This is a genomic window from Succinatimonas hippei YIT 12066 (assembly GCF_000188195.1).
In the GTDB taxonomy this organism is placed as follows: Bacteria; Pseudomonadota; Gammaproteobacteria; order Enterobacterales; family Succinivibrionaceae; genus Succinatimonas; species Succinatimonas hippei.
In genome coordinates this window covers 45,191-71,199 of record NZ_GL831017.1, presented here as the reverse complement: position 1 = coordinate 71,199, position 26,009 = coordinate 45,191, and the positions used below count along the sequence as shown (strand labels likewise).

The following is a 26,009-nucleotide window of genomic DNA, read 5'->3' as shown; positions in this document are numbered from 1 at the left end:
ACCAAGATATTGATCAACCTAACTTCAGTTCTAGCAAAAACTTAGTTGAATATGGAAAAGAGGAAAAGGCAATAGTTGATCTAGTTTTGCAAGATCCTAGGATTACACAGCAAGAGATGGCTTTAAATTTGGGGTGGACACCGGCAAAAGTAAAATACTATATTGCAAAGCTTAGACAACGTAAATTAATTACCCGTAATGGAAGCAGTCAAAAGGGAGAGTGGAAAATTCTTAAGAATTGATTCAACGAAAAAAGGCTGCAGATTTTTTCTACAGCCTTAAATTTTTTAACTTGTGATTAAATCAATCATTAGTTACGCTTTAAAGCACGCCAGGCAATATCCTTGCGATAGAACATGCCGTTGAAGTGGACTTTCTCAATGAGTTTATAGGCGCGGTCACGAGCGTCTTTGATATCATCGCCTAAAGCTGTAACGCATAAAACACGTCCGCCGGAGGTTACTACTTTGCCGTCAACAGATTTGGTTCCTGCTTCAAAAATTTTGGTGCCTTCAGGAGTTTTTTCATCAAGTCCTGAAATTTCGTCACCTTTGCGCGGTGATGCCGGGTATCCTTCAGCTGCAAGGACAACGCCTACTGCAGGACGAGGATCGTATTTGACCTCAAGTCCTTGAAGTCCGTTTTCCTTAGCACCTTTAAGGCATAAATCAACTAAATCTGACTGCATGCGCAACATGATAGGCTGGGTTTCAGGATCGCCGAAACGGCAGTTGAACTCGACAACGCGGGGAGCTCCGTTTTTACCAATCATAAGACCTGCATAGAGGAAACCGAAGTAAGGAATGCCGTCTTTACGCATACCTTCTAAAGTCGGATTAATGATCTCATTCATGACACGGTCATAAACGTCTTTAGTTACAACGGGAGCCGGAGAATAAGCGCCCATGCCGCCGGTATTAGGGCCGGTATCTCCATCGCCGACACGCTTGTGATCTTGGCTGGTTGCCATCGGAAGTGCGTTAATGGAGTCGGACATAACGATGAAGGAGGCTTCTTCTCCTTCCATGAACTCTTCAATGACGACGCGGGCTCCGGCATTGCCGAAAGCATGATCGTCAAGCATGGAGTGGACGGCGGAGATTGCTTCATCTTCGGTCATGGCTACGACTACGCCTTTGCCTGCTGCAAGACCGTCAGCTTTAATAACAATCGGAGCTCCTTGCTCTTTGATATAAGCGCAGGCTTTTTCGGCATTGTCGAAAATTTCGTATGCGGCGGTAGGAATGTTATGGCGCTTTAAAAAGTCTTTGGTAAATGATTTGGATCCTTCAAGCTGTGCTGCAGCTTTGCTGGGTCCGAAAATGGTAAGGCCTTCAGCTTTAAAAGCATCAACGACGCCGTCAACGAGAGGTGCTTCAGGTCCGACAATGGTCAGATCGATTTTATTGTCTTTGGCAAATTTTACTAGGCCCGCAATATCACCTACGGAGATATTGACGTTTTCCATTTTCTCTTCACGGGCGGTACCGGGGTTGCCCGGAGCAACAAAAACCTTGTCGGCAAGGGGAGAAAGAGAGGCACGCCAAGCAAGAGCATGTTCACGTCCGCCGTTGCCGATTACTAAAACTTTCATTTAAGACTCCTTTAATTAGTGGCGGAAATGACGCATGCCGGTAAATACCATGGCAATACCGTGTTCGTCAGCTGCCTTGATCACTTCTTCATCACGAATAGAACCGCCCGGCTGGATAATGCACTTAATACCGGCAGCTGCGGCGGCATCGACACCGTCGCGGAACGGGAAGAAAGCATCAGAGGCCAAAGCGGCACCTTCAAGCGAGAGCTTAGCGTCTTCTGCGCGCAGGCAGGCGATGCGGGCTGAGAAAACGCGGCTTGTTTGACCGCAGCCGATGCCTAAAGTACGTTTGTTGTTGGTGTAAACGATAGCGTTTGATTTGGTGTACTTGCAGACTTTCCATGCAAAGAACAGCTCTTCAAGCTCATCATCAGTCGGAGCGCGTTTGGTAACGACTTTAAGATCTTCACGCATAACGGTTTCGGTGTCAGCTTCCTGAACCAAAAGACCGCCGTTTACACGCTTGAAGTCCATACGCTTAGGAGAGATGCTCAGATCGCCGATTTCCAGTAAACGGATATTTTTCTTGCGGGCAACTTCTTCTTTTGCTTCTTCGGTTACATGCGGAGCTACGATTACTTCGCAGAATTGACGATCGATGATAGCTTTGGCCGCATCTTTATCAAGAGTACGGTTAAAGGCGATAATTCCGCCGAAAGCTGATTCAGGATCGCAGGCAAAAGCATTGTCATATGCTTCGACTAAAGTTTGTCCTAAAGCTACGCCGCACGGGTTGGCATGCTTGACGATAACGCAGCAGGGCTTGTCGAATTCGCGGACGCATTCGATAGCGGCATCGGTATCGGCGATATTGTTGTAGGAAAGCTCTTTACCCTGAAGTTGTTTTGCAGTGGCGATGCAGGCGCATTTAACGTCAGCTTCTTTATAGAAAGCCGCTTTTTGGTGAGGGTTTTCACCGTAGCGCATATTCTGCAATTTGATAAATTGCTGGTTTAAAGTACGCGGGAAATGGCGCTCTGCTCCGTCATCAATTCCGTAGTCAGGAGCTTTAAGACCGAAATAGTTGGCGATAGCTCCGTCATAAGCTGCGGTATGTTCAAAAGCGGCAACAGCTAAATCAAAACGTGTTTCATAAGTAAGCGAACCTTCGTTTGCATCCATCTCTTTTATGACGCGATCATAATCTTCGGCTCTTACGACAATTGCCACATCGCGGTGGTTTTTAGCTGCGGCGCGAACCATGGTAGGACCGCCGATATCAATATTTTCAATGGCTTTTTCAAGGGAGCAGTCAGGAGCGGAAACGGTTTTGACAAACGGATATAAATTGACGCAGACAAGATCGATTGCTTTGATGCCGTGCTCCTGCATAACGGCTTCATCGGTGCCGCGACGACCTAAGATTCCGCCGTGGACTAAAGGATGCAGGGTTTTCAGACGGCCGCTCATCATTTCAGGGAATCCGGTATAGTCGGAGACTTCAATGACCTTAACGCCATTTTCTTCAAGTAATTTGGCAGTGCCGCCGGTTGAAAGAATTTCGACATTGCGTTTTGCCAGTTCTTTGGCAAATTCAACGACGCCGGTTTTATCGGAAACGCTGATTAAGGCTCTTTTGATAGGACGATAAAGATCCATCTTAGAAGACTCCATAAATAAAAATAAGACAGATTAAGCAAAGAACAGAGAATTTCTTTGTAAGAAAAAATGCGTTGCTATTTTACATCAAACGAAGATAAATCCGCGGATTTTTCTCACCTTGGCGTGGAGAAAAACGCAGCTTGGGGCAGTTGACTTGAAATTATTACGCTAAAAGTTCATTAAATATTTTGATTATGGGCCCCGGTACCGCATTTTTTTCAGCTTTTTAGAAATTTCTTGTTGATCATTTAATTAAGTTGTGGTGAAATTTATTAGTTTTTTTTAATATACTTGCGCTGCGGTAGTAGCTGTGGAGCAGGAATGAATTTTCGATACTGCGATCTTTCTTGACTTTACAAAATGACATGGCTTGTAAATGTCGCAGTTAAAATCAAAATTAATAGATTATTAGGGAAAAATTATGAATAAGTCTGAACTCATTGAGCAGATTGCAAAGCGTTCCGGTTTGTCTTTAGCAGGCTCTCGCCGCGCTTTAGATGCTGTTTTGGCAAGTGTCAGCGAAGCATTATCCGAAGGTGATCGCGTTCAGTTGGTAGGCTTCGGTACTTTTAAAATCACCGAGCGCAATTCACGCGAAGGACGCAACCCTAAGACCGGTGAAGTCATCCAGATTCCGGCTTCCAAGACCCCTTCCTTTACCGCCGGTGCCGAGCTTAAGAAAGCCGTTAACGGCCGTTAATTTTTACTCTAAAAAAGATATTAACCCTGCCTTTGCTGCAGGGTTTTTTTGTTTTTAGTTGATAGTCAGTACTTCATTTAATCTTACTTTAAGCAAGGTATCTTCATTGCTTATTTGATAGTCGGTCGGTAATGCGTAATTGTTAAAATCGGCAAATTTCTGATATTCAACTAAAAATCCTGCAATTACCGCGCTTTGATATTTTCCTGACGAGTCTTTTAATGCCATGCCTTGCGGAATGCCGAGCATGATGTCTTTTAAGTCGTTTACGGGAAGGGACAGACCATAAATCTCCTTGATTAAAGATTCACCGTCATTACTTGTGTATACTTTTCCGTTAATAATAAGCTTGGCTTCATTTTTGTCGGCGGTTAATTTGCCGATTTGGCTGCCAAGAGATGAAATCAATTCAAGAGTATACGCATCGTTTTTTAAATTATATATATAGTTGGCGCTCATGCGTCCTTGAGGATTTTGAATGCCGATACGGCCTTTTAAATTTAAATTCTTAACCGTTTTTAATTTGTCCTGCATGAGAGTCCAATAGTTGTCAGAGGCAAAGCTGATTTCTTTTTGCTCAATCGGACTTTGACAGGCGGCAAGCAGTAATGCAAAAGCGCTTACGGTCAAAGGCAGCATTAGTTTTTTGATGCTTTTCATGGTTATTTCCTGATTTTTTCGTAAATTTCAATAAGTTTTTCATGAGTTTTAAAACAGTTTAAAGATAAAGCCGTTTGGGGCAGTCCGTAAAAATGCTCGGTGCCTTCAATATGATTTAAAACCTTGGTAACGGTTTCTTTACCGTAAAGCAAGGTAAAACATTTGCGTAAATCTTTAAACAACAGAGGATCGTCAAAGCTTTCAAGCATTTTTTCAAGGCAGCGGTAAAAGTTAAGATCCTGTTCATCAAAGATTGAAGCATTGAAATTAAGAGTCCATTCGGCGTAAAAGCGAGCATTGTCATAGTCTTTTACGGCAAGATAGAGCAGGCATTTTAATTGTCCGAAGCGTAGATTTTTTAATGCGGGAAAGTCATCGGCAATGATGCCTAAAGTTTCAAAAACAGGGGCTTCATCGGAAAAATCAGCGTTTTCTATTTTGCAAATAAGCTCATTAATTTCGTTTTCAGCAAAATCCTCAGAGTTAAGTTTTAAAATTTCATTAATAAGAGAAAAACCTGACGCGCAGTTATTATAAGCAAGATCGTCTATCGGATATACCTCAGACATGCCGGGGATGATTATGCGGCAGACAGGAAGGTTGTCTGCTGCGTAAAAACGCTCGTAAATTTTAAATCCTTCTTTTTTAATAAGTTCTTTTAAAAACTCATATTGCAAATAAGTTGACCCCGCAAAATTTATAGGGGCAAAGGCAAAATCGGCCTTGGATTTAAACATTTCAAGCGGCAGCACTCCGGTAGAATCGATGAAGTGGCTTTCAAGATTGGTCGGATCGGCATAAATCTCAGGTTGTAGTGAAGGTTCGGCAAAATCGTCACAATCCTTAAGATTGCGTCCTTGTAAAAGTTCACTAAGTGTTCTGTCAAGCGCAACTTCAAAAAGAGGATGAGATCCGAAAGCGGCAAAGCAGGTACCGTTTTTTTCATTAAACAAAACTACGCACACAACGGGAAATTTGCCGTTAAGCGAGGCGTCGTAGCACACGGCCTTAAAAGATCCCGTGTTTAACAGTTCAAGCGTATTTAAAAGCTTGGGGAATTTGGCGATGAAGTCTTTGGGTATTTCAGGCAGGGCATAGGCATTTTTTATGATAGTACTTTTAGTATAACGCTCAATGATTTCAGATAAAGCTTGGACGGCAGCTTCTTCTTTAGTGTTGCCGGCGCTCATACCGTTTGAAGCATAAAGATTATCGATGAGGTTTACCGGGAAAAATACGGTTTTTTTAGAAAAAGCTTCTTTAAACGGTAAAGAGCAGATGCCGCGTCCGTTTACTGCTCCTTGCTTGTCAATTAAGACTTCGATATCTGACTTATTATCGGTAAGATAAAATTTTTTTAAAGAAGCATTTAAGATCTCTTTGAAAATATCTTTTTTAGGCAGGTGCGGGTCAGTCCATTTTTCATCTTCATAATGAACATAAGCGTCGTTGCCTATTTTCGGTCCCAAATAGTAGTCGCTAAAGAACATATGCGTATAAAGACGCTCAAAAAGTTCTCCGTAAGCTGAGGCTAAAGCGGCAAGATAGCTTGATCCTTTGCCGTTTGAATACACAAAAGGACATACGGATGATTCGATATTGATTGAGTAAATATCAGGCAGCGGATGTAAAAACGGATGTTCGATAATTTTAAGATCAAGTTTTTGTGCGCGAGATCTGAAAAGGGCGATGCTTTCTTCAAGCGGAGCATCTTTTCCTGCAATATAAGTTGGCATGAGAAACAGTCTTACAATATAAAGATAAAGTCAAAAACCACCTAAAAGGATAGCATAGATTAAGAAAGTCTTAGCTTAAGAGAAAAAACACATTTTTACGTTTTTTTAGAAAAAGCTTCTACTCTGCTACAATGCAGGCGTTATGAATATATTCTTAGGTGTCATATGGATGAAGGCAAGGATCTTCGAGATCTTAATTTTTTGCAAAGATGGGGTTTATGGTTTAAGCGCAACTATAAAGTATGCTTTGTCGTGCTTATCATTTTTTCTGCATATGTAATTTATGCAGAAAAATTCCGCTCCGATGAAGAACTTTTAACTCTTAATGATTTACAAAACGCACTGCCGGTTCCGGTGGACGGGGATACGGTAATAGCAAAGATTGACGATTTACCCGATGAGCTTATTATGCATGTGGTAAAAGACGATGATCTTTATGCTAACGCCACTCAGGAACAATTAAATAAAAGTCTCGATAATATTGCCAAAAATGCACAAAGATTGTGCGCAAACCCCATATTGGGAAATATTCTTTCATCGGGACGCCGAGTTACCGTATTATTACGTAACGAATCTCACACTTATGAACGTAAAATTGCAATTGCAAAGTGTGAATTAAATAACGCAAACAAGACTGAATAGGTGTTCACAATGCAAAAGTTGGGCATGATCGGCTGGCGCGGCATGGTCGGTTCCGTATTGATGGATCGCATGCTGCAGGAACATGACTTTGATAAAGTCGAGCCTTTGTTCTTTTCTACTTCTCAGGCAGGGCAGGATGCTCCTGCCGTTAACGGTAAAAATACCGGTAAACTTGCCGATGCATACGATTTAGACGCTCTTAAATCAACAGATATTATTATTTCCTGTCAAGGCGGCGATTATACGTCAAAAATGTACGGTAAATTGCGTGAGTCGGGCTGGAACGGTTACTGGATTGATGCCGCATCAACTTTACGCATGGATGACAAAGCCGTCATTATTTTGGATCCGGTAAATAAGAATGTAATTGATGATGCACTAAATGCCGGAAAGAAAACTTTCGTCGGCGGCAACTGCACCGTAAGTTTGATGTTAATGGCATTGGCAGGCTTATTTAAAGCTGATTTGATTGAATGGATTTCTTCTTCAACTTATCAGGCGGCATCGGGAGCCGGTGCTAAGAATATGCGTGAACTTTTGCTGCAGATGGGATGCCTGCATGACTGCGTGAAGGCAGAGCTTTCCGATCCGCATTCTTCAATTTTGGAAATTGAAAAGAAAGTTCGTGCCTGCATGAACGCCGATGATTTTCCTACTGAAAACTTTACTGCACCACTTGCCGGCAGCGTGCTTCCCTGGATTGATAAGGAAATGCCTTTAGGCCAGAGCCGTGAAGAGTGGAAGGGCATGGCCGAGACCAATAAGATTTTAGGTTATGCTCCTGCAACCGTACCGGTTGACGGTAATTGTGTACGCATCAGCTCCATGCGCTGCCACAGCCAGTCATTGACCATTAAGCTTAAAAAGGATGTTCCGGTTGAAGATACCGAAAGCTTGATTGCCGCACAGAATGAATGGGTACGCGTTATCCCTAATAGAAAGGATGTAACGTTAAAAGAGCTTACCCCGGCAAAAGTCTCAGGCTCTTTAAATGTTCCTATCGGACGTATTCGCAAGATGATGATGGGCGGCGAGTATCTTTCCGCCTTTACCGTAGGCGATCAGCTGTTGTGGGGAGCTGCTGAGCCCCTGCGCCGCATGCTGCGTCTGTTGGTTGATTAAAATTAGGCGCTTTTACCTAGTTAACCCCGCTTTTGCGGGGTTAATATTATCTAAAATCAGCGCCTTGCATGCAGTTCACGGTTTAAAGCCGAAGCTTTATCTCCTTTCTTTAGAATCACCATAACCGCACCGGTTCCGCCTTTAAAATCAGGGGCACTGTGATAAGCGATAACGTCGTTCATTTGTTTTAACCAATGGGCGACATAGCTTTTCATTTGCGCTTTTTTTACCTGACGGCTGCCTTTGCCGTGAATTATCAGGACACAGCGGAATTCTTCCTGTTTGGCGTGACGGATAAAAGCTCTTACGATTTCATAAGCTTCATCGATGGTTTTGCCGTGCAGATCGATAAAATCAGCTTCGCGGTATTCACCGTTTTTAAGTTTACGCAGAAGATACGGCTGAGCTCCGGGTGTTTTCCAGGATAAAACCTCGTTAGGATCGACAATCGGGACAAAAGCGGAAGAGACATGATCATCATATTCCTGTTTGTTGTCCCGCTCGGCTGCTTCACGCTTTATATGCGACAGTTCTTTATCCATTAAAGCCGTTGTTTTTACTATAGTATCCTGTTTTAATTTGTCGACTTTGCCTACGGCCTTGGCAAAGTCGATTTCCTGCGCGTTTTCTTCCGGAAGATCGATTAGATCGGCAAAAGTTTCTTTGTCTGCGGACATTTTCGGCCTCTTAAATCTTATCGATTAGGGCACAGACGATTTTGACGCTGTTGTTAACGGCAATATCCATAAAATCTACTGATGCTTTAGGTGAATCGTCATCAGCCATATCCGATACCGAACGGATCACAAGAAAAGGAACTTTAAGATCAGTACAGACATGAGCAATAGCCGCACCTTCCATTTCAGTGACGAGAGCCTCAGGGAAGGTCTCAATCATCTTACGAGTCTTGGCTTTGTCTGAAATAAACTGATCGCCTGATAAAACAACGCCTTCATATACGTTAAAGCCTTTGATTGCGGATGTGATCTCTCGAGATTTTTGCAGCAATTTTTCATCGGCTTTAAAGTATTGCTCGAACATCGGTACCTGACCTTTTTTATAGCCGAAAACGGTAATGTCGTAGTCATGGTAGGCAGCCGCAGTGGAAAACACGATATCGGCAATCTTTAATTTGGTGGAAACGGCACCGGCGATGCCGGTATTGATTACTGCGTCAACTTTAAACTTTTCAATAAGCAATGTAGCCGTAACTGCGGCACAGACCTTGCCTATTCCCGAGCGGGATAAAACGATTTCTTTATTGTTGAGCTTGCCGATAAAAAATTCATGTACTCCGATTGTTTCAGTTTTTTTATCAGTCATAAGTGAAGAGAGTTTGGCAACTTCTTCATCCATAGCTCCGATAATTCCTAACTTCATGATTCTCTCCAAAATATTATCTTTTCTGTAAATTGTAACAGCGCAGAAGCATTTTTAGTAAAAACAGGGTGCGGATTTAAATGAAAAAATTAAGAAACGGAAACAGAATCAACACTTTTTTGTAAGAAAAAAGTGTGCGTTAAGTTTCACCTTTAAGATCTAGTTTGTCGGTTTTTTGAGAGTTATCTCAAAAGAAAGCATTTGCCGTGGTAATGAACTTTATATAAGTTCAAAATTAAAAGCAGAAAATTTTAATTAAATCCTAAGCAACTTTAAAAGAGGTGTTAAGTGGATAACGTACGTGACGTGGCTAAACAAACTTTAGCCCTTGTATTGGCCGGCGGCCGCGGCAGCCGTTTACGCATGCTCACAGACTCAAGAGCAAAACCGGCAGTTTTCTTCGGCGGTAAGTTCCGCATCATTGACTTTGCTTTGTCAAATTGCGTTAACTCAGGTATTACCAGAATCGGTGTCGTAACTCAGTATAAATCCCACAGCTTACTGCGTCATATTCAGTCCGGCTGGAGCTTTTTGCGCAATCAGTTCAATGAATTCATCGATTTGCTCCCGGCTCAGCAGCGTGTTGACGAAGAGCATTGGTATCAGGGTACTGCGGATGCCGTATATCAGAATATTGATATTATCCGCAATCACTTCCCTAAATATATCGTTATTTTAGCCGGCGATCATATTTACAAGATGGACTACGCCGCGATGGTAATGGATCATATTCATCACGGAGCTCCACTTACCGTAGCCTGCATTCCTGCTCCTAGAGATCAAGCTACCGCATTCGGCGTAATGAAAGTTGATGAAACCGGACTTATTACCGACTTTATCGAAAAGCCGAAGGATCCTCCTCCTATGCCGGGCGATCCGACCAGAAGCTTGTGCTCAATGGGCATTTATGTTTTTGATGCCGAGTATCTGTATAAAGTATTGCAGGAAGATGCTGAAAATCCTGATTCTCATCGTGACTTCGGTATGGATATTATCCCTGCATTAGTACGTGAGAAGAAAGCATACGCACACGACTTTACCAAGTCATGCATCCGCAACCGCGGCAATAAGGATATCTGCTATTGGCGTGACGTCGGAACTTTGGATGCTTACTGGGAAGCCAACATGGATATTGCTTCCGTTCAGCCTCAATTGGACGTATATGATACCAGCTGGCCTATTTGGACTTATCAGGTACAGATGCCGCCTGCAAAATACGTTCAGGATATCAACGGTACTTCTTCAATCGTAAGAAATTCAGTATGTTCGGCAGGATGCATTATTTCAGGATCGTCAATTTGTCATTCAGTGCTGTTCTCGGCAGCCCGTGTGCACTCCAACTGCTTCTTGACTGATGCCGTAGTTCTGCCTTTCTGCGTCGTTCATCGCGGATGCCGTTTGACTAAGGTAATATTGGATCGCGGCGTGGAGCTGCCTCGTAATCTTATTATCGGTGAGAATCCTGAGCTTGATGCCCGTCGTTTCTATCGTACCGAAGGCGGAGTAACTTTGGTTACGAGAAATATGATTAAGAAATTGCGCGAGACCGAGCCTGAGTTGTTCAAGGATTTTGACAACTATCGTTCCAATCGTTCAATTGAATATGTTTAGGCCTCACGTACCCTAAACTTTTATAGCCGCAGGCTTTGTCCTGCGGTTTATTTTTGCTTTTGATGTCATCACGGCCTAAATGCCGAAAAATCTACGGCAAAACAACAATATTGCCGTTGTTGTCAGCTTCTGCTGATATTTAACTTTGCTCCCCGGATTAGCTACCGTTTCTTTAGTAGGCTTTCTCATATTTGTTATTTTTTTAGGGATCAAAAGTCTTTGCCGTAAAGGTTTTAATTTAATTTTTCATATAGAAAATCGAGAAAAATACATATAACGGCTTTGCCTTGTCATTAAAATACGGTTTTGGGATTTTTTCTATATTTGCTAAAATAGTAAAGTTTAACAATTTCTTTTTTACGAGGACCCAAATGAGCGAGAGCGCTGAATCTACCATGCGCAAATTAAGCAGCGACGATCCGATTTTTGATGATATTCGTCCATGCCGAGATGATGAAATAAAAACTGAGCTTGCAAAAATTTGTTCTGATAAATCCGTTCTTGACGGAATTTTGCGTTTCCGCTATCCGATATTATCCAAATGGTGCGGTTTAGTTTTGCGTCCTTTGGTGCGTCGCTACATTAAAAATTATTGCGACAAGATTAACAGTATTGCCGATTTTCAAGATAAAGTCGCAGCTTATATGCGCCATATGATTGACGCAACTACCGACGGCGTTACTTTTAAGGGGTTTGATAAGCTTGATCCTAAGCGCGGTTATTTGTTTATATCAAATCATCGCGATATTTCCTTAGATCCTGCTTTTATCGATTTGGCTCTGCATGATGCAGGCTTTGATACCGTACGCATTGCCATCGGGGATAATCTTTTAAAAACCGAGGCGGCATCATCATTGATGCGTCTTAATAAGAGCTTTATCGTTAAACGCTCTATTTCTGCTCCCCGTGAAAAATTGAAAGCTATGACGCATCTGTCATCATATATCGGTTCATCTTTAAGCGAGGGACATTCGATTTGGATAGCCGAGCGCGAGGGACGTGCAAAAGACGGTGACGATCGCGTCGAGGAAGCCGTACTTAAGATGATTTCTTTGTACGGGCGCAGTTTAAAGCAGGACTTTAGCACTTACATGAGTTCGCTAAACATCGTGCCTGTGTCAATCACTTATGAGTACGATCCTGCCGATTTGTCAAAAGCCCGCGAACTTAAAGAGCGCGATGAAAATAACGGTCAGTATCAAAAAGGCGAGCTTGAAGATATTGAAAGCATTATCGGTGGCATCAAAGGCTATAAGGGCAGAGTCAGTGTGGTCGCAGGTGATCCTATAACCTCAGGTTTTTCTTCGCCGCAGGAGCTTGCTCAACTTATCGACAGCTTTATTTGGCAAAATTACGAACTTTATCCGAGCATTATGATTGCCTCTGGCAAAGATAGTACTGTAAAAACCGAGGATAAGGATAAATTTATGGCAAGAATCAATGCTTATCCTGAGGAGCTGCGGAGCAGAGTGCTTGCAATGTACGCAAAGCCTTATGAAAATCGCAATTCTTTAAACAATTAATATATTTGAGTTGAAACGGATAAGAATAAATATGTTTCATCCTATTTATAACGCCGACGGCAGTTTATCTCCATTTCGCCTTACTTGCCTTGGGGTTTTTGTCGTTTGTCTCCTTGCTTATGCCGTAACCGTATTAATGGCTTCAAGCGATAACTCCAAGGGCAAGGGTCAAGAAGAAAGCGTGAGTGCTGAAATCGATGCTGCTGCGCTGAAATTAAGAAGTGAAGCGTTAAGTGATTTAGCAGACGGTTATGCCTTTTTAAAGGCCTGCAATTCAATTAATAACGGTTTTAGCGGCTGTACTTGGACCGTTTCTGACGAAGTCGGCAAATCCTATAGTCATGAAGTTAAGTTTGCAAAGGAATCATTTGTCTTGTCTTTGGCGTTAAAAGATAAAAACAGCAGTGATATTTGTGCTAGATTAGTGCTTGACAGTCAAGGCAAATTTAAAGCTGAGGATATGGGCGGCCGTGATATTACGGCAAAATGTTTTCCCGAGAATTTTTTAGCTTTATCGAAAGTGCCGTAAAAACTTTGTTCTTTGAAATAAGGTTTAGCTCGCGCAATCCCAGAAGTTTTAACTTCTGGGTTAGCGAGCCTGGCGCTATAATAATTACATGAGCACCTGGAATTCACGCAATCGCCATAAGTACTTGCTTCAGTATCATATTATATTTGTATGCAAGTATAGGAAGCAGTTGTTCTTACTTCCCGGTCTCTCAGATAAAATAAAAGAATTGTCACGGATCATTTGTGTGCGTCATGATGTTACAATTAAGTATATGGAGACAGATAAAGATCATATTCACTATATGATGGAATTTCCTCCAACGCTAAGTGTAAGTAGTTTAGTGAGAACCCTTAAGGCCTACACTACATATCATGTGTGGCGTTCAGAGTTTGCGGATAGATTAAATCAGCACTTTTGGAGAGAGCGTACGTTTTGGACTGACGGCTATTTTGTTTGTTCAATTGGCAGTGTTTCAGAAAAAACCTTAAAAGAGTATATTGAGAACCAGGGCTAACCATGAAAGAAGGCTGCTTTATCAGAGCATATAAGTATTGGATTGTGCCGGAGACGGCGCAGTCTGAGCCTTTTCTTAAAGGGGTAGCAAATGCCTTTGGTCAAACTCGCTTTGTCTACAATAAGCTTAAGGATTATGTGGATAAGAAACTTGATAATCGTGAGAAACTGCCGTCAAAGACAGACTTAAATAATTACGTTAATCGAAAGCTAAAGAAACAGCACCCATTTCTTCGGGGCAGCGTTGATAAGTTTTGTTTTACTCACGCTGCCTATCAGTTGCATGATGCTTACAGCGCCTTTCTGGAAGGGAAAAGAGGTCAGCCTCATTTTAGAAAGAAATTTGATTCTGTACAAAGCTTTACCACTAATTTCACTAACAATAATATCAAGGTGGATGAGGAGAATGGAATTGTGGAGCTGCCTTACTTCAATAAGAGGAAAGGCTGTCCAGTTAAGGCTGTCATTCATCGCTCAATACAGGGTCGCATCATTGGAGCACAGGTGGTACGCCATGCAACTGGCGATTATTATGTAGTAATAATCTGCGAAGTTAAAATTGATGAGCTTCCAGAAAACGAAAAGGCAGTAGGCCTGGATTTAGGCATTAAGGATTCGGTTGTCTGCTCCGATGGTACTGTCATCAATTCAATCAGGGCTCTTTATCAGAGTGAAAAATCAGTTAAAAGAACTCAGAAGAGCTTAAGTCGCAAATATGAAGCGGCAAAAAAGCGCACTCCTGAGGGATGCAGAGTTCAACTTTCCAAAAACTATTTAAAGGATAAGGCAAAGCTTGCCAGAAAACATAAAAGAGTAAGAAATCAACGCTATGACCTGGCACAAAAGACTTCTAATAAGATTGTAAATGAAAACCAAATTATCATCATAGAAGATCTACATGTAAAGGGTATGCTTAAAAACCATCACCTTGCAAAAGCCATTGCTGATGCAGGTTTTTATCAGCTAAGACGCTGTATTGAGTATAAAGCATATGCTTTGGGGCGCATACTCGTCAGGGTTGACAGATGGCTGCCAAGTTCTCAGCTTTGCAGTCATTGCTGGTATCAGAATAAAGAAGTTAAAAACCTAAGCATTCGGGTTTGGGACTGCCCAAACTGTCATACAGTCCATCATCGCGATGTTAATGCTGCCAAAGTCATAAAGGCTGCAGGACTGGAGATGCTTAGTAAAGGTTACTATCATAGTACTAGCTGTAGGAACGCAGCAAAGTTAAGCGTATGGAGAGGAAGATATAGTCAGACTAATCTGACTAGTCCTCAATGAAGTACGAAGCCTACAAGCGTCTCGCTTGTGGGTAGTTCACACGGATAGATAAGGCAGATGCTATACTACAGCCGGATAACGGTTTATAAGTGCAGACAAAAATTGAGGCTGCAGTTATTTGTTATTTTTAACTAAACAAGGGCATGACTTGCCCAGCTTGCCTGTCGAGCGAACCTTAATAGAGGTCGGCAGCAGGAACCTTCCGAAGCTGATAACAACAGCAGAGTTGTTGTTTAGCTGTAGGAGTGCCCGGACTTTAGCCGGGGAGGATGTCGACTAAAGAGAATTCCCAAAAATAACACTTAATTAAAGAGATTGCTTATGAAAATTTCACGCGGCACCGTTGCTACGGTTGCATTTACGGTTACTGATGAAAAAGGTCAGGTTGTAGGCAGAACCGATCCGAAAAATCCGGTCGTTGCTTTAATCGGTCACGGTTTTTTGATTAAGGGGCTTGAAAAGGCAATTGACGGACATGAAAAAGGTGATTCTTTTACCGTGACTTTGCATCCTGCCGATTCATACGGTGAGTATGATGAAAGTTTGGTTCAGGAGATTGACCGTTCGCTGTTCGGTGATTTCGATATTGAGGAAGGATCTGTATTTGAAGCTGATTCTTCAAACGGACCTATGGCTGTTGTTATTAAGAAGATCAACGATAAGACCGTAGTCGTTGACGGCAATCATCCGCTTGCCGGTAAAGTCCTTAATTTCCTCGTTACTATCGAAGACGTGCGAGAGGCAACTCCTGAGGAGAAAGAGCACGGACATGCTCATGTAAACGGTCATTGTCCGTCAGAAGAAGGAGAGCATCATTGCTGCTGCGGACATCATCACGATCATGAAGAAGGCGGTGAGCATCACTGCTGCGGACGTCATCACGATCATGAAGAAGACGGTGAGCATCACTGTTGCGGACGTCATCACGATCATGAAGAAGACGGTGAGCATCACTGCTGCGGACGTCATCACAATCATGAAGAAGGCGGCGAGCATCATTGTTGCTGCGGGCATCACCACGATCATGAAGAGGGCGGTGAACATCACTGCTGCAAGCATCAATAATTGGATTTACTAATTGACAATAAAGCCTTGCCGGTGTTGCCTGCAGGGCTTTAAGCTTTTTTAATCTTCTTTTTTAGCTTAAAAATCATGAAATTTATTTTAAGACTTTTTCCTGAAATTTCGATTAAAAGCCGCCCCGTGCGTAATCGCCTTATTAAGCTTTTGTCGCAGAATATTTTAAATGTCGCTAAGCATCGTGCAATGGAATGTCATGTTTATTCCCAGTGGGATAAGCTTATCGTGCGCTTCGGGGAAAAAGAAGATACGTCTATGAGAGAGGCCGCGGTTCGTGAATTGTCAAGGATCCCGGGCATTCATTCATTTTTAGAAGTCGATGAGTTTGATTTTAAAAATTTTGATGACATTTTTGAGCACGCCAAAGTTATCTACGGTGCAAAGCTTTTAGGCAAAACTTTCGCCGTGAGAGTAAAAAGACGCGGCAATCATGAGTTTACCTCGCAGCAGGCCGAAAGAATTATAGGCGGCATGTTCAAACAGCACTTTCCTAATAACGGCGTTGATTTAACTCATCCAGAAATAACGATTAATATTGAAATCGATTCTGAGAAAGCTTTTGTCATTACCGGAAAGCATGCAGGTATCGGCGGATATCCGGTCGGATCGCAGGGCGATGTCCTTTCCTTGATTTCAGGCGGATTTGACAGCGGAGTCTCAACTTATCGTGCGATTCGCCGCGGCTGCCGCGTCAACTATTTGTTCTTCAATATGGGCGGAACGGCTCATGAAATCGGTGTTAAGCAGGAAAGTTATTTTATTTGGGATCGCTTTGCATCCTCGCACCGCGTCAAGTTCATCACCATTCCTTTTGAGGATATAGTGGGGCAGATTTTGGAGCGTACGCATCACGGTGTGCGCGGTGTAATTTTAAAGCGCATGATGATGCGTGTCGGATCTGCCGTAGCAGAGAAAATAGGAGCTGCGGCATTGGTAACCGGAGAGAGCGTCGGACAGGTATCAAGCCAGACCTTAATCAATCTTTCGCATATTGACAGGGCTGCAAGTTCATTGATTCTGCGTCCTTTAGTCATGGAAGATAAGCAGGATATTATTGATGAAGCAACTTTAATCGGTACTGCAGGTTTTGCCGAGAATATGCCCGAATACTGCGGCGTGATTTCCGATCATCCCAATGTGTGCCCGAATCTTTCTTTTGTTGAGGAAGAAGAAGCTAAAATGGACGCAGATTTGGTGGAAAAAGCGGTGGCGGCATCACGCTTTATCGATATCAAAGAAATCCCTGAAGATACTAAGCGTTTAAAGACGGATGTCGAGATTGAGGCTCAACTAAAGCGCGGTGAAGTGGTGCTTGACGTCAGATCTCCTGATGACGCGGCAAAGAGCCCGTTAAAGCTTGAGGATAACGAGATCGTGTTAATGCCTTTTTATAAAACGGCAAAAGATTTTTCGTCTCTTGATCAATTAAAAACCTATGTTCTTTACTGCGATCAGGGCGTAATGAGCCTGATGCAGGCAAGGCAGCTTAAAGAAATGGGCTTTCATAACGTAAAGGTATGGAGACCTGAGACCTAGAAAATTAAGCGGCACTTTGATGCCGCTTAATAATGTAGAGAAAAATACTATTTTGTCAAAAGCATTCCGGATCTTACTTCATCGGCAGCAGCTTTGCCTTTGAGCTCTTCAAGAATTGCAAGTGCAAACTCCATGCAAAAAGCAGGGCCCTGTCCGGTGATGAGTTTGTTTTCTTTATCAACTACTACACCTTTATCCACATAATTTTCAATATTATCAGCACATCCGGGGTATCCGGTTGCTCGGGCGTTTCCGACAAGGCCGTGAGTGGCAAGCACGAAGCCGGGGGCTGCACAGATAGCGGCTATATATCCGTCTTTGGCTTTTTGTTCTTGTAATTTTGCGATTAATGTGGTGCTGTCGCGGCAGTTTTCTGCTCCGACAAGTCCGCCGGGTATTGCGATAACGGCATAATCATCTGCGCAATCGTTTAAATTTTTATCGCAAACAACCGTAGTTCCGTGCGCTAAAGTGACTTTTAATCCGCCGTCATCATTTAGTGCCGCTTTGGTAACTTTAATTCCTCCGCGGTTTAGAATGTCGGTAATGGCGGTGACTTCCATATCTTCAGAACCGTTGGCATAAACAATGAGTGCGCAAGTCATATTTTCTCCTTTTAATTACCGCAAAGCTCTTGAGCCGGCTTTATTTTCGAGGCTTTTACCGCCGGATATAAAGAAGCGATAAAGCTCATGCATAAAGCACAGCACGCTACCATTATTACATCACTTATAAGTAATTGTGAAGGAATGAAGTCGATAAAATATATCTTCGGATTTAGCAGTTTTATATTAAAAATACTTTCGATAAAACTTAAAACCGGTGTGAGGGTTAAAGATAAAATGCAGCCGACAATAACGCCGATAAAGGTACCGCAGGCTCCTGAAATAACGCCCATCACGGTAAAAGTGCGGATAATAAGACCGCGCGTAGCCCCTGCAGTTAAAAGAACCGCAATTTCCCGGCTTTTTTCGCTTACCGCCATGATTAAATTTGACACGATATTAAATGAAGCAACCGCCATGACAAGCAGCATAACAAGATTCATTATCGATCTGATCATTTGAATATCGTGATAGAGTTTTCCCTGGGTAGTCATCCAGGTTTGCAGCTGCGCGCTTTGCGGGAAGTTTACTGCAGCTTTGAGAACCTCATCGCGAACGTTAAGCATATCTTTGACTTTGATATGAAAAGAATTGGGGCCTTTTATATCAAGAATGCTTTTGGCACTGTCTATAGAAATTAAGGCAAAAGAGGCATCGAGTTCACCGCCTATTTTTAAAGTTCCGACAACTTTTAAGACAGCATCGGCAGGGCGGCTTAACGGATTGCCGTTATTATCTTTAAGGGCATTTGACAAAATCACTTTGACGCTGTCGCCTGCTAAGAGGTTAAGCCGTCGCGCGCATTCTTCTCCCAAGATAACGCTGTATTCATTTTCACTGTCGGTGTTAAGAGCATCAAGCTTTACGCTTAAAAAGCGTTCAATATCGATAACTTTCGCTTCTTTTTTCGGGTCAACGCCCAAAAGAGCGATAGGGGCGAAGTTGCCGCCGTTATTTAAAACGGCTTCGGTGCGGACAACGGGAGCGACGGCAAGTATATCGGAAGAGGATAAAAGAGAATCAATGCATTCCTTTTCATTAACAAAATAGGGACTGTTTGAAGTTATTTCGGCTGCGGGAATAACTGAGAGAACGCGGTTTTTCAGTTCGTACTCAAAACCGTTCATGGCGGAAAGTCCGACGATTAAAGCAAAGACGCCTACGGCAATGCCGGTGATGGAGGCAAAAGACATGAAACGGGCCAAAGCGCCGTAGCGCTTTGAACGATAAAAACGCAGTCCTAGAGTAAAAGCTAGCATTTAATCTTCAATAACTCCGTCTTTAATAACCACTTTTCTATCGCAAAGCTTAGCTAAAGATTCATCGTGCGTAACCATGATGACGGTAGTTTTTTTCTCTTTAACCAAAGATGAAAAGAGTTCAAAAACAGAAGCGGCATTGGATGCATCCAAGTTCCCAGTCGGCTCGTCGGCAAGGACTAAATCAGGATTATGGCACAGAGCTCTTGCGATAGCGACGCGTTGTCTTTGTCCGCCTGAAAGTTCTCCGGGGTGAAAATCAACTCTGTCTTTAAGACCAACTTTCTCTAAGATGTTAAGAGCTTTTTTTCGTGCTTCTTTTTCCGGGCATCCGCCGATAAGGCTTGGCAGCATTACGTTTTCAAGGGCGGTAAAGTCACCTAAAAGATAATGAAACTGATAAATAAAACCTAAATTTTTATTACGAAAAGCAGCTTTAGCGTCATTTGTGAGATTTGTAAGATCTTTGCCTTTAAAGATAATTTCTCCTGAAGTCGGTTTATCAAGAGTCCCTAAAATATGCAAAAGCGTACTTTTGCCCGATCCTGATTTACCGGTAATTGCGGTAATTTTGCCTTCTTCTATTTCAAGATTGATGCCTTTTAAAACCGCAGTGGATACTTTGTCTTCAATATAAGTACGGGTTAAATTTTTAACTTTAAGGATAATATCGCTCATATTCAGTATCCTTGCTGTAAATGTAGTACCGGATCGGTTTTTGCTGCTTTATAGGCAGGGTAAATGGTACACAGAAGCGATAAAAAGAGAGCTCCTGCAATAATTAATGAGATGTTTAACGGAGATATTACCGTAGGCAGTTCAGTTGCTTGCGTGGTAACGGAAATCTTTAAAAGTTCAGTTATTTTGGTGATGTTTTGCGTAAGCGGGATACCTAAAAGAAGACCGATTAAAGTGCCGGCAATACCGCAGCCTGAGCCGGTCATTATAAAAATAAGCAAAATAGTTTTTTCTTTCATGCCTAAAGTTTTGAGTACGGCAATTTCGCTAAGGCGCGAGCTTACCATCATTGCAAGAGCGGATAAGATATTAAACGCTGCGACGATGATAACCAGAAAGAGCATGAGCGACATGGTAAGTTTTTCCATGGCTACGGCTTTAAAGAAATCACCTTTGCTGTCCTGCCATGTAGTGTATTTTAAATTTTGCGGCAGCTTTTCTACGGTTTCGTTTATTAAAAACGGATCGCTTAAATATAAACGGTAGGAAGAACTTTTATTATTTATTCTTAAAAGCTTTTTGATATCAGAATAATTACCTTTAACCGTAGGAATCGAATTATCTCCGGTAAGCGACGGAGTTGCGCCTTTTATATAAAAGATGCGCTGGGATGGGGTGAGACCTAAGGGAGTATAGCGGGCATTTTGCGTACTGATTAATCTTACTTTGTCATGAAGGTTAAGATTAAGTTTTATTAAAAGCCCCATATCGGCATATAGTTCAAAAGAGCCTTCCGTAAGTTTGTCGTGCGGCACGTCAGCTTTTTTTATATCAGAGTCAAGATCTAAAGTATCTTCGCCTTCAACGTTTACAAGAACAATACCGTTATCACTTTGCAGTAAGGCCTGCCCTGATACGAAAGGAGCTATCGCAATAACATGAGGAAGGGCTTTAAGAGCAGCAGCATCAAGAGCGGCATCTGAGGAAACGATAAGATGCGGCGTAGAACCCAAAAGATTATCTTTTAATCTGTCTTGAAGTCCCTGCATTACCGAAGTGACAACAATTAAAGCGCTTACGCCCAAAGCGATGCCGATAGTGGAAATAAGTGCGACGAAGCTTGCAAATTTATGGGTTTTTCTGGCAAGCAGGTAACGTACGGCTATGGATAAAGTAAGCGGTTTAAACATCGGTTTTATACCTTAATATTTATTTTTTTATAAATTTTTAAATAAAAAATACTTTAATTTTTATCCTTTTTTAAGCTTTAGCGTTGTTTTTAAAATATCAGAAGCGTAAAACGGCACCCAGTTTTAAAAACAGATGACGATCTTGCCGTTACGTGCGATAATTATATGATCGTTTCAGTTTATTTTTGGGAAAAATTCCCGTTACTGTGTATGGATTAAACCGATGGACAAATTAGTCGAAGCCAAAGAAAATGGCGTAAATGCCGCCAAAGGCGCTAAAACTCTCCAAGAATTAGATACGGTCCGCGTTAATTATTTAGGCAAAAAAGGTATTTTTGCTCAATTTATGAAAGAGCTGGCCGCTTTGTCAGCAGAAGAGCGTCCGCAGCGCGGCGCTTTGGTTAATGAAAACAAGCAGGCCGTCATTGCCGCAATTGAAGAACGTCGCATTGCTATTGAAAAAGCCGTGATGGATGAAAAGCTTGCCAAAGAAAGAGTCGATATCTCATTACCTGGACGTCACAGTGAGCGCGGCAATATTCATCCGGTGACCCGTACTATCGAGCGTATTGAAGAATTATTCGGATCCATGGGATTTACTACCGTAGGCGGTCCTGAGATTGAAGATGATTATCATAATTTTGACGCTTTGAATCTGCCTCCGCATCATCCGGCCCGTGCTTCTCACGATACTTTTATGCTGGAGAACGGACTTTTGCTGCGTTCCCAGACTTCTTCCGTACAGATCCGCACAATGGAAAATAAAAAGCCGCCTATCCGCATCATCGCCCCGGGCCGAGTTTATCGCAATGACTACGATATGACCCATACTCCGATGTTCCATCAGGTGGAAGGCCTTTTAGTTGAGGAGCATTCTTCTTTTGCCGAATTAAAGGGCGTTTTATACGAATTTTTACGCAACTTCTTTGAAGAGGAGCTTGAAGTGCGTTTCCGTCCGTCCTACTTCCCGTTTACCGAACCGTCGGCAGAGGTTGACGTTAAACGCAAGGGCGGCAAATGGCTTGAAGTTTTAGGCTGCGGCATGGTTCATCCCAATGTGTTGAAGAATGTCGGCGTTGATCCTGAAAAATATGTAGGCTTTGCCTTCGGTATGGGCGTTGAGCGCCTTACCATGCTGCGTTACGGAGTAAATGATTTACGCGCTTTCTTTGAAAACGACATGCGTTTCTTAAAGCAGTTTGCCTAATCGGAATTTAAGACGGAATTAAAGAAAATGAGATTTAATAAAAAGTGGATTGATACTTGGGTTCCCAATACCTTAAGTGCAGACGAACTTTCCGACATGATCACCATGGCAGGTCTTGAGGTTGATACCGTTTTTCCTGTCTGCGGAGAGTTTGACAAAGTTGTCGTCGGTAAAGTCGTTGAGTGTTTTAACCATCCTGATTCCGATCATCTGCACGTAACTAAAGTCGATGTCGGAACAGGAGAACTGCTGCAGATTGTTTGTGGTGCACCCAACTGCAGGGAAGGGCTTAAAGTAGCCGTTTCCCTGGTCGGAGCCAAGCTGCCCGGTATTACTATTAAAGCGGCCAAGCTGCGCGGTGTAGATTCCTGCGGCATGCTTTGTTCCTATGCGGAGCTTGGTATGGCAGAAGAGTCGGACGGAATTATCGAGCTTCCCGATGATGCTCCTATCGGCATGGATGTACACGAATACATGCAGCTTGATGACAGCGCTATTGAAGTAGATCTGACCACCAACCGTCCCGACTGTCTCGGAATTCGCGGACTTGCCCGTGAAGTAGGTGTTCTGCTTAATACTGATGTTAATGAGCCTGAGTTTAAGACTGTTCCTCCTTCCTGTGAGGATATTTTCCCGGTTGAGGTTAAGGCACCTGAAGCCTGCCCGCGTTATTTATGCAGAATTATTCACGGTGTCAATCAAAAGGCAAAAAGCCCATTGTGGATGACCGAAAGACTGCGCCGCTGCGGTATCCGCTCCGTATCTCCCATCGTTGACGTCACCAATTACGTAATGCTGGAGCTGTGTCAGCCGCTGCATTCATTTGATTTAAATAATTTAAATGAAAAAATTATCGTCAGAATGGCGCAAGAGGGCGAGAAGCTTACATTGCTTTCAGGCGATGAAGTTGCATTAAAGCCCGATACTTTGGTAATTGCCGATGCTAAAGGTCCGGTTGCTCTTGCCGGTATTTTCGGCGGCTTGAATTCGGGCATCAATGACGCTACCACCGATGTTTTACTTGAAGCTGCTTTCTTCTCACCCGTTGCCATCAAGGGACGCGCCCGCGAATACGGACTTAATACCGACGCTTCGCATCGCTATGAACGCGGTGTTGATCCTTTTGTCCAGCGCCTTGCTATGGAACGTGCTACCGATTTGCTCTTACAAATTGCAGGCGGCGTGGCTGGTCCGATAAACGGTGTTGAGCATGAAAATTTACTGCCTGAATACGCTCCCATTCCTTTGCGCCGCGATCGCCTTGCTAAAGTTTTAGGCAAGCGCATTGACGATGATGAAGTATTCAATATTCTGTCACGCCTTGATTTAAATCCGACTAAAACCGCAGACGGCTTTACCGCCACCTCTCCGAGCTTCCGTTTTGACATCGCCATTGAAGAGGATTTAATCGAGGAAGTAGCGAGAATTCACGGTTACAACAATATTGAAAACCGTTTGCCGGTTTCCGACTTGTATATGACCCATGAGGCCGAGCATGTAGTCAAGGATAGAAGAATAAGAGACGTAATGACTGATAACGGTTATCTTGAAGCCATTACTTATTCGTTTACCGATCCTAAAGTATTAAGTGTCTTTGATGATGCTCATCCTTTAATGCTGACCTCTCCGATTTCATCTGAAATGTCAGCGATGCGTACCACATTGCTTGCAAGCCTTGCCGTGGTAGCAAAATATAACGTTAACCGTCAGCAAAAACGTGTGCGTTTGTTTGAAAACGGCTTGCGTTACATTATTGACAAGGATGCGGAAAACGGAGTTCGTCAGGAAGCTATGCTTGCCGGCATCTGCGTGGGTGATAATGATGATGAGCTGTGGAATATAAAGAGCCGCCAGGTCGATTTCTTCGACATTAAAGGCACTGTCGAGGCTGTTTTGTCATTAACTGCCGATCCTAAAGCTTTCAAGTGGGTTCGTACTCAAAGTAAGTTCCTGCATCCTGGACAGGGGGCTGATCTTTATTTAAACGGCCGTAAAGTAGGCGTAGTCGGCATGCTGCATCCGCTTGCGCAAAAAGCTTTAGGCTTTAAGCAGAGCGTGGGCGTCTTTGAAATTGAAAAATCTGCGATTATTACGCGAAAGATCCCGCTTTATGCACCTGTTTCCAAGTTCCCGTCGGTACGTCGTGACTTTGCCTTCGTTTTAAATAAGGGTGTTGAGGCAGGATCCGTCGTTGATATGATTAAGGGATTAAGCCCGATCATTAAAGAAGTCCGCGTCTTTGACGTCTTTGAGGACGCATCATTAGGCGATAAGCGCAGTCTTGCTTTAGGTGTTATTTTCCAAGATCCTGACCGTACTCTTGAGGACAGTGCGGTTGAAGATTTGGCAAATAAGATTGTGTCAGGCGTCAAACAGAACTTTGACGGCGATTTGCGCGCTTAAAATCGGAGCAAATATGGCAGGTAAAAAAGAGCCTAGTTTGGAAGAGCGCCTTGGTGAGCTTGAACGGCTTGTGGCGGAGCTTGAAAACGGTCAGATGTCAATTGACGAGGCCATTGCCGCTTACGGCAAAGGCATGGAGCTCGTGCTTTCCTGCCGTAAAAGCCTTGATGAAATGACGCAGAAAGTCACTTTTGCAAGGCAGAAAGTACAAAAGCAGCTTGAAGAAGCGGATCAAAGCAAAGCGGACGCATCTTTGCCCGATGACGTCCCTTTTTAGGAGGAAGCGTGGAGTTAAATGAATTTGCCCTATGGGTTAAAAATAGGGTTAACTCTTTTATGCAGGCGCGTCTTGATGCTTTTGACGCTGATGCTCCGGCATTGAAGGAAGCGATGAGCTACGGGCTTATATTAGGCGGAAAGAGATCGCGCCCGCTTTTGGTTTACGCAACCGGAAAAGCGTTAGGTGCAAGTGATGCATCGCTTGATTATGCTGCTGCCGCAGTCGAATGCATTCACGCTTATTCCCTGATCCATGACGATATGCCTGAAATGGACAATGATGAGCTGCGCCGCGGTCATCCTACGGTGCATAAAAAATTCGGGCAGGCTACCGCTTTGCTTGCAGGCGACGCTTTGCAAACTTTAGGCTTTGAATTTGCCAGTGATAAAAATTCAGGCTTAAGCGGAGAGCTTAGGGGAGAGTTGTGTGCAGTTCTTGCCAAAGGGGCGGGCTTTTCCGGCATGTGCGGCGGACAGGCTATGGATCTTGATGCCGAGGGCAAGCATATTCCGCTTGAGAGGTTAAGAGTGCTCCACTCTAAAAAAACCGGGGCTCTTATTCGTGTTGCGGTCGCAATGGGGGCCGTATGTGCCGACGCTGATGAGAAAACTAAAGCTGTTTTGGATGAATATGCTGCTTTGACGGGACTTGCCTTTCAGGTTTGGGACGACGTTCTTGACGTTATCGGTGATACTGCGGTTATCGGTAAGCCCGCAGGCAGCGATGAAGGTCTTGATAAAAGTACTTATCCTGCGCTCATGGGACTTGAAGAGGCAAAGCTTTATGCCAGGCAGACTGCACAGAAGGCTCAGGACAAATTAAGTTTATTGAGCCTTGATACCTCAATTTTAAAAGCTTTTGCAGAATTTACCGTAAGTCGCGATCACTGA

The 26,009-nt window shown here is 43.2% G+C and carries 25 protein-coding genes; 15 read left to right on the top strand and 10 right to left on the bottom strand.

Features of this window, described 5'->3' with window-relative positions:
- The coding region (locus HMPREF9444_RS06850) for a winged helix-turn-helix domain-containing protein (protein WP_040909364.1) at nucleotides 1–242 on the top strand (242 nt) is incomplete at its 5' end.
- 68 nt (nucleotides 243–310) lie between these two features.
- Here the strand turns inward: HMPREF9444_RS06850 and purD are convergent.
- Both purD and purH read right to left on the bottom strand, forming a co-directional pair.
- Entirely contained in the window at nucleotides 311–1,594 is a 1,284-nt protein-coding gene (gene purD, locus HMPREF9444_RS06845; protein ID WP_009143679.1) for a phosphoribosylamine--glycine ligase, read from the bottom strand.
- 15 nt (nucleotides 1,595–1,609) lie between these two features.
- Nucleotides 1,610–3,196: a bifunctional phosphoribosylaminoimidazolecarboxamide formyltransferase/IMP cyclohydrolase gene (gene purH / locus HMPREF9444_RS06840; RefSeq protein ID WP_040909363.1), complete on the bottom strand. Its 1,587-nt coding sequence runs from the start codon at nucleotides 3,194–3,196 to the stop codon at nucleotides 1,610–1,612.
- 424 nt (nucleotides 3,197–3,620) lie between these two features.
- On the opposite strand from purH, the gene HMPREF9444_RS06835 reads away from it, so the two are divergent.
- Nucleotides 3,621–3,899, top strand: a complete 279-nt coding sequence (locus HMPREF9444_RS06835) for an HU family DNA-binding protein (RefSeq protein WP_009143677.1) — start codon at nucleotides 3,621–3,623, stop codon at nucleotides 3,897–3,899.
- 54 nt (nucleotides 3,900–3,953) lie between these two features.
- On the opposite strand, the gene lolB is transcribed toward HMPREF9444_RS06835, so the two are convergent.
- Together lolB and HMPREF9444_RS06825 are read right to left on the bottom strand one after the other, a co-directional pair.
- On the bottom strand, nucleotides 3,954–4,559 hold the full coding sequence (gene lolB / locus HMPREF9444_RS06830) for a lipoprotein insertase outer membrane protein LolB (RefSeq protein ID WP_009143676.1): 606 nt from the start codon (nucleotides 4,557–4,559) through the stop codon (nucleotides 3,954–3,956).
- 2 nt (nucleotides 4,560–4,561) lie between these two features.
- Nucleotides 4,562–6,295, bottom strand: a complete 1,734-nt coding sequence (locus HMPREF9444_RS06825; RefSeq protein ID WP_009143675.1) for a YcaO-like family protein — start codon at nucleotides 6,293–6,295, stop codon at nucleotides 4,562–4,564.
- Between the two features lie 165 nt (nucleotides 6,296–6,460).
- On the opposite strand from HMPREF9444_RS06825, the gene HMPREF9444_RS06820 reads away from it, so the two are divergent.
- Nucleotides 6,461–6,937 (top strand): hypothetical protein, encoded by a 477-nt coding sequence (locus HMPREF9444_RS06820; RefSeq protein WP_009143674.1) that lies wholly within the window; start codon nucleotides 6,461–6,463, stop codon nucleotides 6,935–6,937.
- A 9-nt stretch (nucleotides 6,938–6,946) separates the two neighbouring features.
- Complete coding sequence (gene asd, locus HMPREF9444_RS06815; protein WP_040909362.1) at nucleotides 6,947–8,059, top strand: aspartate-semialdehyde dehydrogenase; 1,113 nt, start codon at nucleotides 6,947–6,949, stop codon at nucleotides 8,057–8,059.
- A 56-nt stretch (nucleotides 8,060–8,115) separates the two neighbouring features.
- Here the strand turns inward: asd and HMPREF9444_RS06810 are convergent, their stop codons facing one another.
- Together HMPREF9444_RS06810 and HMPREF9444_RS06805 are read right to left on the bottom strand one after the other, a co-directional pair.
- Complete coding sequence (locus tag HMPREF9444_RS06810; RefSeq protein WP_009143672.1) at nucleotides 8,116–8,736, bottom strand: Smr/MutS family protein; 621 nt, start codon at nucleotides 8,734–8,736, stop codon at nucleotides 8,116–8,118.
- Nucleotides 8,737–8,746: 10 nt separating this feature from the next.
- Nucleotides 8,747–9,439 (bottom strand): 5'-methylthioadenosine/adenosylhomocysteine nucleosidase, encoded by a 693-nt coding sequence (locus tag HMPREF9444_RS06805; protein ID WP_009143671.1) that lies wholly within the window; start codon nucleotides 9,437–9,439, stop codon nucleotides 8,747–8,749.
- Nucleotides 9,440–9,727: 288 nt separating this feature from the next.
- On the opposite strand from HMPREF9444_RS06805, the gene glgC reads away from it, so the two are divergent.
- The 7 genes from glgC (at nucleotide 9,728) to thiI (ending at nucleotide 17,497) form a co-directional block, all read left to right on the top strand.
- A complete protein-coding gene (gene glgC, locus HMPREF9444_RS06800) occupies nucleotides 9,728–11,050 on the top strand; it encodes a glucose-1-phosphate adenylyltransferase (protein WP_009143670.1) in 1,323 nt (440 codons plus the stop codon).
- A 371-nt stretch (nucleotides 11,051–11,421) separates the two neighbouring features.
- Nucleotides 11,422–12,573: a 1-acyl-sn-glycerol-3-phosphate acyltransferase gene (locus tag HMPREF9444_RS06795; RefSeq protein ID WP_232196273.1), complete on the top strand. Its 1,152-nt coding sequence runs from the start codon at nucleotides 11,422–11,424 to the stop codon at nucleotides 12,571–12,573.
- Nucleotides 12,574–12,604: 31 nt separating this feature from the next.
- A complete protein-coding gene (locus HMPREF9444_RS06790; protein WP_009143667.1) occupies nucleotides 12,605–13,102 on the top strand; it encodes a hypothetical protein in 498 nt (165 codons plus the stop codon).
- An 88-nt stretch (nucleotides 13,103–13,190) separates the two neighbouring features.
- Nucleotides 13,191–13,598: an IS200/IS605 family transposase gene (gene tnpA / locus HMPREF9444_RS11420; RefSeq protein WP_009143666.1), complete on the top strand. Its 408-nt coding sequence runs from the start codon at nucleotides 13,191–13,193 to the stop codon at nucleotides 13,596–13,598.
- A 2-nt stretch (nucleotides 13,599–13,600) separates the two neighbouring features.
- The gene (locus HMPREF9444_RS06780) at nucleotides 13,601–14,881 is read left to right on the top strand and encodes an RNA-guided endonuclease TnpB family protein (protein WP_009143665.1); all 1,281 of its coding nucleotides are present in this window, start codon (nucleotides 13,601–13,603) and stop codon (nucleotides 14,879–14,881) included.
- Between the two features lie 321 nt (nucleotides 14,882–15,202).
- Nucleotides 15,203–15,946, top strand: coding sequence for an FKBP-type peptidyl-prolyl cis-trans isomerase (locus HMPREF9444_RS06775; protein WP_009143664.1), 744 nt, complete (start codon nucleotides 15,203–15,205; stop codon nucleotides 15,944–15,946).
- An 87-nt stretch (nucleotides 15,947–16,033) separates the two neighbouring features.
- On the top strand, nucleotides 16,034–17,497 hold the full coding sequence (gene thiI / locus HMPREF9444_RS06770; RefSeq protein ID WP_009143663.1) for a tRNA uracil 4-sulfurtransferase ThiI: 1,464 nt from the start codon (nucleotides 16,034–16,036) through the stop codon (nucleotides 17,495–17,497).
- A 47-nt stretch (nucleotides 17,498–17,544) separates the two neighbouring features.
- Here the strand turns inward: thiI and HMPREF9444_RS06765 are convergent, their stop codons facing one another.
- From HMPREF9444_RS06765 to HMPREF9444_RS06750, 4 genes are read right to left on the bottom strand one after another with little or no spacing between them, the layout of a single operon-like run.
- Nucleotides 17,545–18,102 (bottom strand): DJ-1 family glyoxalase III, encoded by a 558-nt coding sequence (locus tag HMPREF9444_RS06765; RefSeq protein WP_009143662.1) that lies wholly within the window; start codon nucleotides 18,100–18,102, stop codon nucleotides 17,545–17,547.
- A gap of 11 nt (nucleotides 18,103–18,113) precedes the next feature.
- Nucleotides 18,114–19,361 (bottom strand): lipoprotein-releasing ABC transporter permease subunit, encoded by a 1,248-nt coding sequence (locus HMPREF9444_RS06760; protein WP_009143661.1) that lies wholly within the window; start codon nucleotides 19,359–19,361, stop codon nucleotides 18,114–18,116.
- The gene (lolD, locus tag HMPREF9444_RS06755) at nucleotides 19,362–20,039 is read right to left on the bottom strand and encodes a lipoprotein-releasing ABC transporter ATP-binding protein LolD (protein WP_009143660.1); all 678 of its coding nucleotides are present in this window, start codon (nucleotides 20,037–20,039) and stop codon (nucleotides 19,362–19,364) included.
- 2 nt (nucleotides 20,040–20,041) lie between these two features.
- Nucleotides 20,042–21,229: an FtsX-like permease family protein gene (locus HMPREF9444_RS06750; protein ID WP_009143659.1), complete on the bottom strand. Its 1,188-nt coding sequence runs from the start codon at nucleotides 21,227–21,229 to the stop codon at nucleotides 20,042–20,044.
- 223 nt (nucleotides 21,230–21,452) lie between these two features.
- On the opposite strand from HMPREF9444_RS06750, the gene pheS reads away from it, so the two are divergent.
- The 4 genes from pheS to ispA are packed head-to-tail and all read left to right on the top strand — an operon-like array spanning nucleotide 21,453 to nucleotide 26,009.
- Entirely contained in the window at nucleotides 21,453–22,436 is a 984-nt protein-coding gene (pheS, locus tag HMPREF9444_RS06745) for a phenylalanine--tRNA ligase subunit alpha (RefSeq protein WP_009143658.1), read from the top strand.
- A gap of 27 nt (nucleotides 22,437–22,463) precedes the next feature.
- Nucleotides 22,464–24,839, top strand: a complete 2,376-nt coding sequence (gene pheT, locus HMPREF9444_RS06740; protein ID WP_009143657.1) for a phenylalanine--tRNA ligase subunit beta — start codon at nucleotides 22,464–22,466, stop codon at nucleotides 24,837–24,839.
- A gap of 13 nt (nucleotides 24,840–24,852) precedes the next feature.
- Nucleotides 24,853–25,116: an exodeoxyribonuclease VII small subunit gene (gene xseB, locus HMPREF9444_RS06735; protein ID WP_009143656.1), complete on the top strand. Its 264-nt coding sequence runs from the start codon at nucleotides 24,853–24,855 to the stop codon at nucleotides 25,114–25,116.
- Between the two features lie 8 nt (nucleotides 25,117–25,124).
- Nucleotides 25,125–26,009, top strand: coding sequence for a (2E,6E)-farnesyl diphosphate synthase (ispA, locus tag HMPREF9444_RS06730; protein ID WP_009143655.1), 885 nt, complete (start codon nucleotides 25,125–25,127; stop codon nucleotides 26,007–26,009).

Excerpts from the sequence above, each read along its gene's own strand:
- HMPREF9444_RS06750 (WP_009143659.1), bottom strand. The coding sequence starts at position 21,229 with ATGTTTAAACCGCTTACTTTATCCATAGCCGTACGTTACCTGCTTGCC.
- pheT (WP_009143657.1), top strand. The coding sequence starts at position 22,464 with ATGAGATTTAATAAAAAGTGGATTGATACTTGGGTTCCCAATACCTTA.
- purH (WP_040909363.1), bottom strand. The coding sequence starts at position 3,196 with ATGGATCTTTATCGTCCTATCAAAAGAGCCTTAATCAGCGTTTCCGAT.
- HMPREF9444_RS06780 (WP_009143665.1), top strand. The coding sequence starts at position 13,601 with ATGAAAGAAGGCTGCTTTATCAGAGCATATAAGTATTGGATTGTGCCG.
- purD (WP_009143679.1), bottom strand. The coding sequence starts at position 1,594 with ATGAAAGTTTTAGTAATCGGCAACGGCGGACGTGAACATGCTCTTGCT.
- asd (WP_040909362.1), top strand. The coding sequence starts at position 6,947 with ATGCAAAAGTTGGGCATGATCGGCTGGCGCGGCATGGTCGGTTCCGTA.
- HMPREF9444_RS06765 (WP_009143662.1), bottom strand. The coding sequence starts at position 18,102 with ATGACTTGCGCACTCATTGTTTATGCCAACGGTTCTGAAGATATGGAA.
- lolB (WP_009143676.1), bottom strand. The coding sequence starts at position 4,559 with ATGAAAAGCATCAAAAAACTAATGCTGCCTTTGACCGTAAGCGCTTTT.
- HMPREF9444_RS06820 (WP_009143674.1), top strand. The coding sequence starts at position 6,461 with ATGGATGAAGGCAAGGATCTTCGAGATCTTAATTTTTTGCAAAGATGG.
- HMPREF9444_RS06810 (WP_009143672.1), bottom strand. The coding sequence starts at position 8,736 with ATGTCCGCAGACAAAGAAACTTTTGCCGATCTAATCGATCTTCCGGAA.
- lolD (WP_009143660.1), bottom strand. The coding sequence starts at position 20,039 with ATGAGCGATATTATCCTTAAAGTTAAAAATTTAACCCGTACTTATATT.
- pheS (WP_009143658.1), top strand. The coding sequence starts at position 21,453 with ATGGACAAATTAGTCGAAGCCAAAGAAAATGGCGTAAATGCCGCCAAA.
- xseB (WP_009143656.1), top strand. The coding sequence starts at position 24,853 with ATGGCAGGTAAAAAAGAGCCTAGTTTGGAAGAGCGCCTTGGTGAGCTT.
- tnpA (WP_009143666.1), top strand. The coding sequence starts at position 13,191 with ATGAGCACCTGGAATTCACGCAATCGCCATAAGTACTTGCTTCAGTAT.
- HMPREF9444_RS06835 (WP_009143677.1), top strand. The coding sequence starts at position 3,621 with ATGAATAAGTCTGAACTCATTGAGCAGATTGCAAAGCGTTCCGGTTTG.
- HMPREF9444_RS06775 (WP_009143664.1), top strand. The coding sequence starts at position 15,203 with ATGAAAATTTCACGCGGCACCGTTGCTACGGTTGCATTTACGGTTACT.
- HMPREF9444_RS06760 (WP_009143661.1), bottom strand. The coding sequence starts at position 19,361 with ATGCTAGCTTTTACTCTAGGACTGCGTTTTTATCGTTCAAAGCGCTAC.
- HMPREF9444_RS06825 (WP_009143675.1), bottom strand. The coding sequence starts at position 6,295 with ATGCCAACTTATATTGCAGGAAAAGATGCTCCGCTTGAAGAAAGCATC.
- HMPREF9444_RS06795 (WP_232196273.1), top strand. The coding sequence starts at position 11,422 with ATGAGCGAGAGCGCTGAATCTACCATGCGCAAATTAAGCAGCGACGAT.
- thiI (WP_009143663.1), top strand. The coding sequence starts at position 16,034 with ATGAAATTTATTTTAAGACTTTTTCCTGAAATTTCGATTAAAAGCCGC.
- HMPREF9444_RS06805 (WP_009143671.1), bottom strand. The coding sequence starts at position 9,439 with ATGAAGTTAGGAATTATCGGAGCTATGGATGAAGAAGTTGCCAAACTC.
- HMPREF9444_RS06790 (WP_009143667.1), top strand. The coding sequence starts at position 12,605 with ATGTTTCATCCTATTTATAACGCCGACGGCAGTTTATCTCCATTTCGC.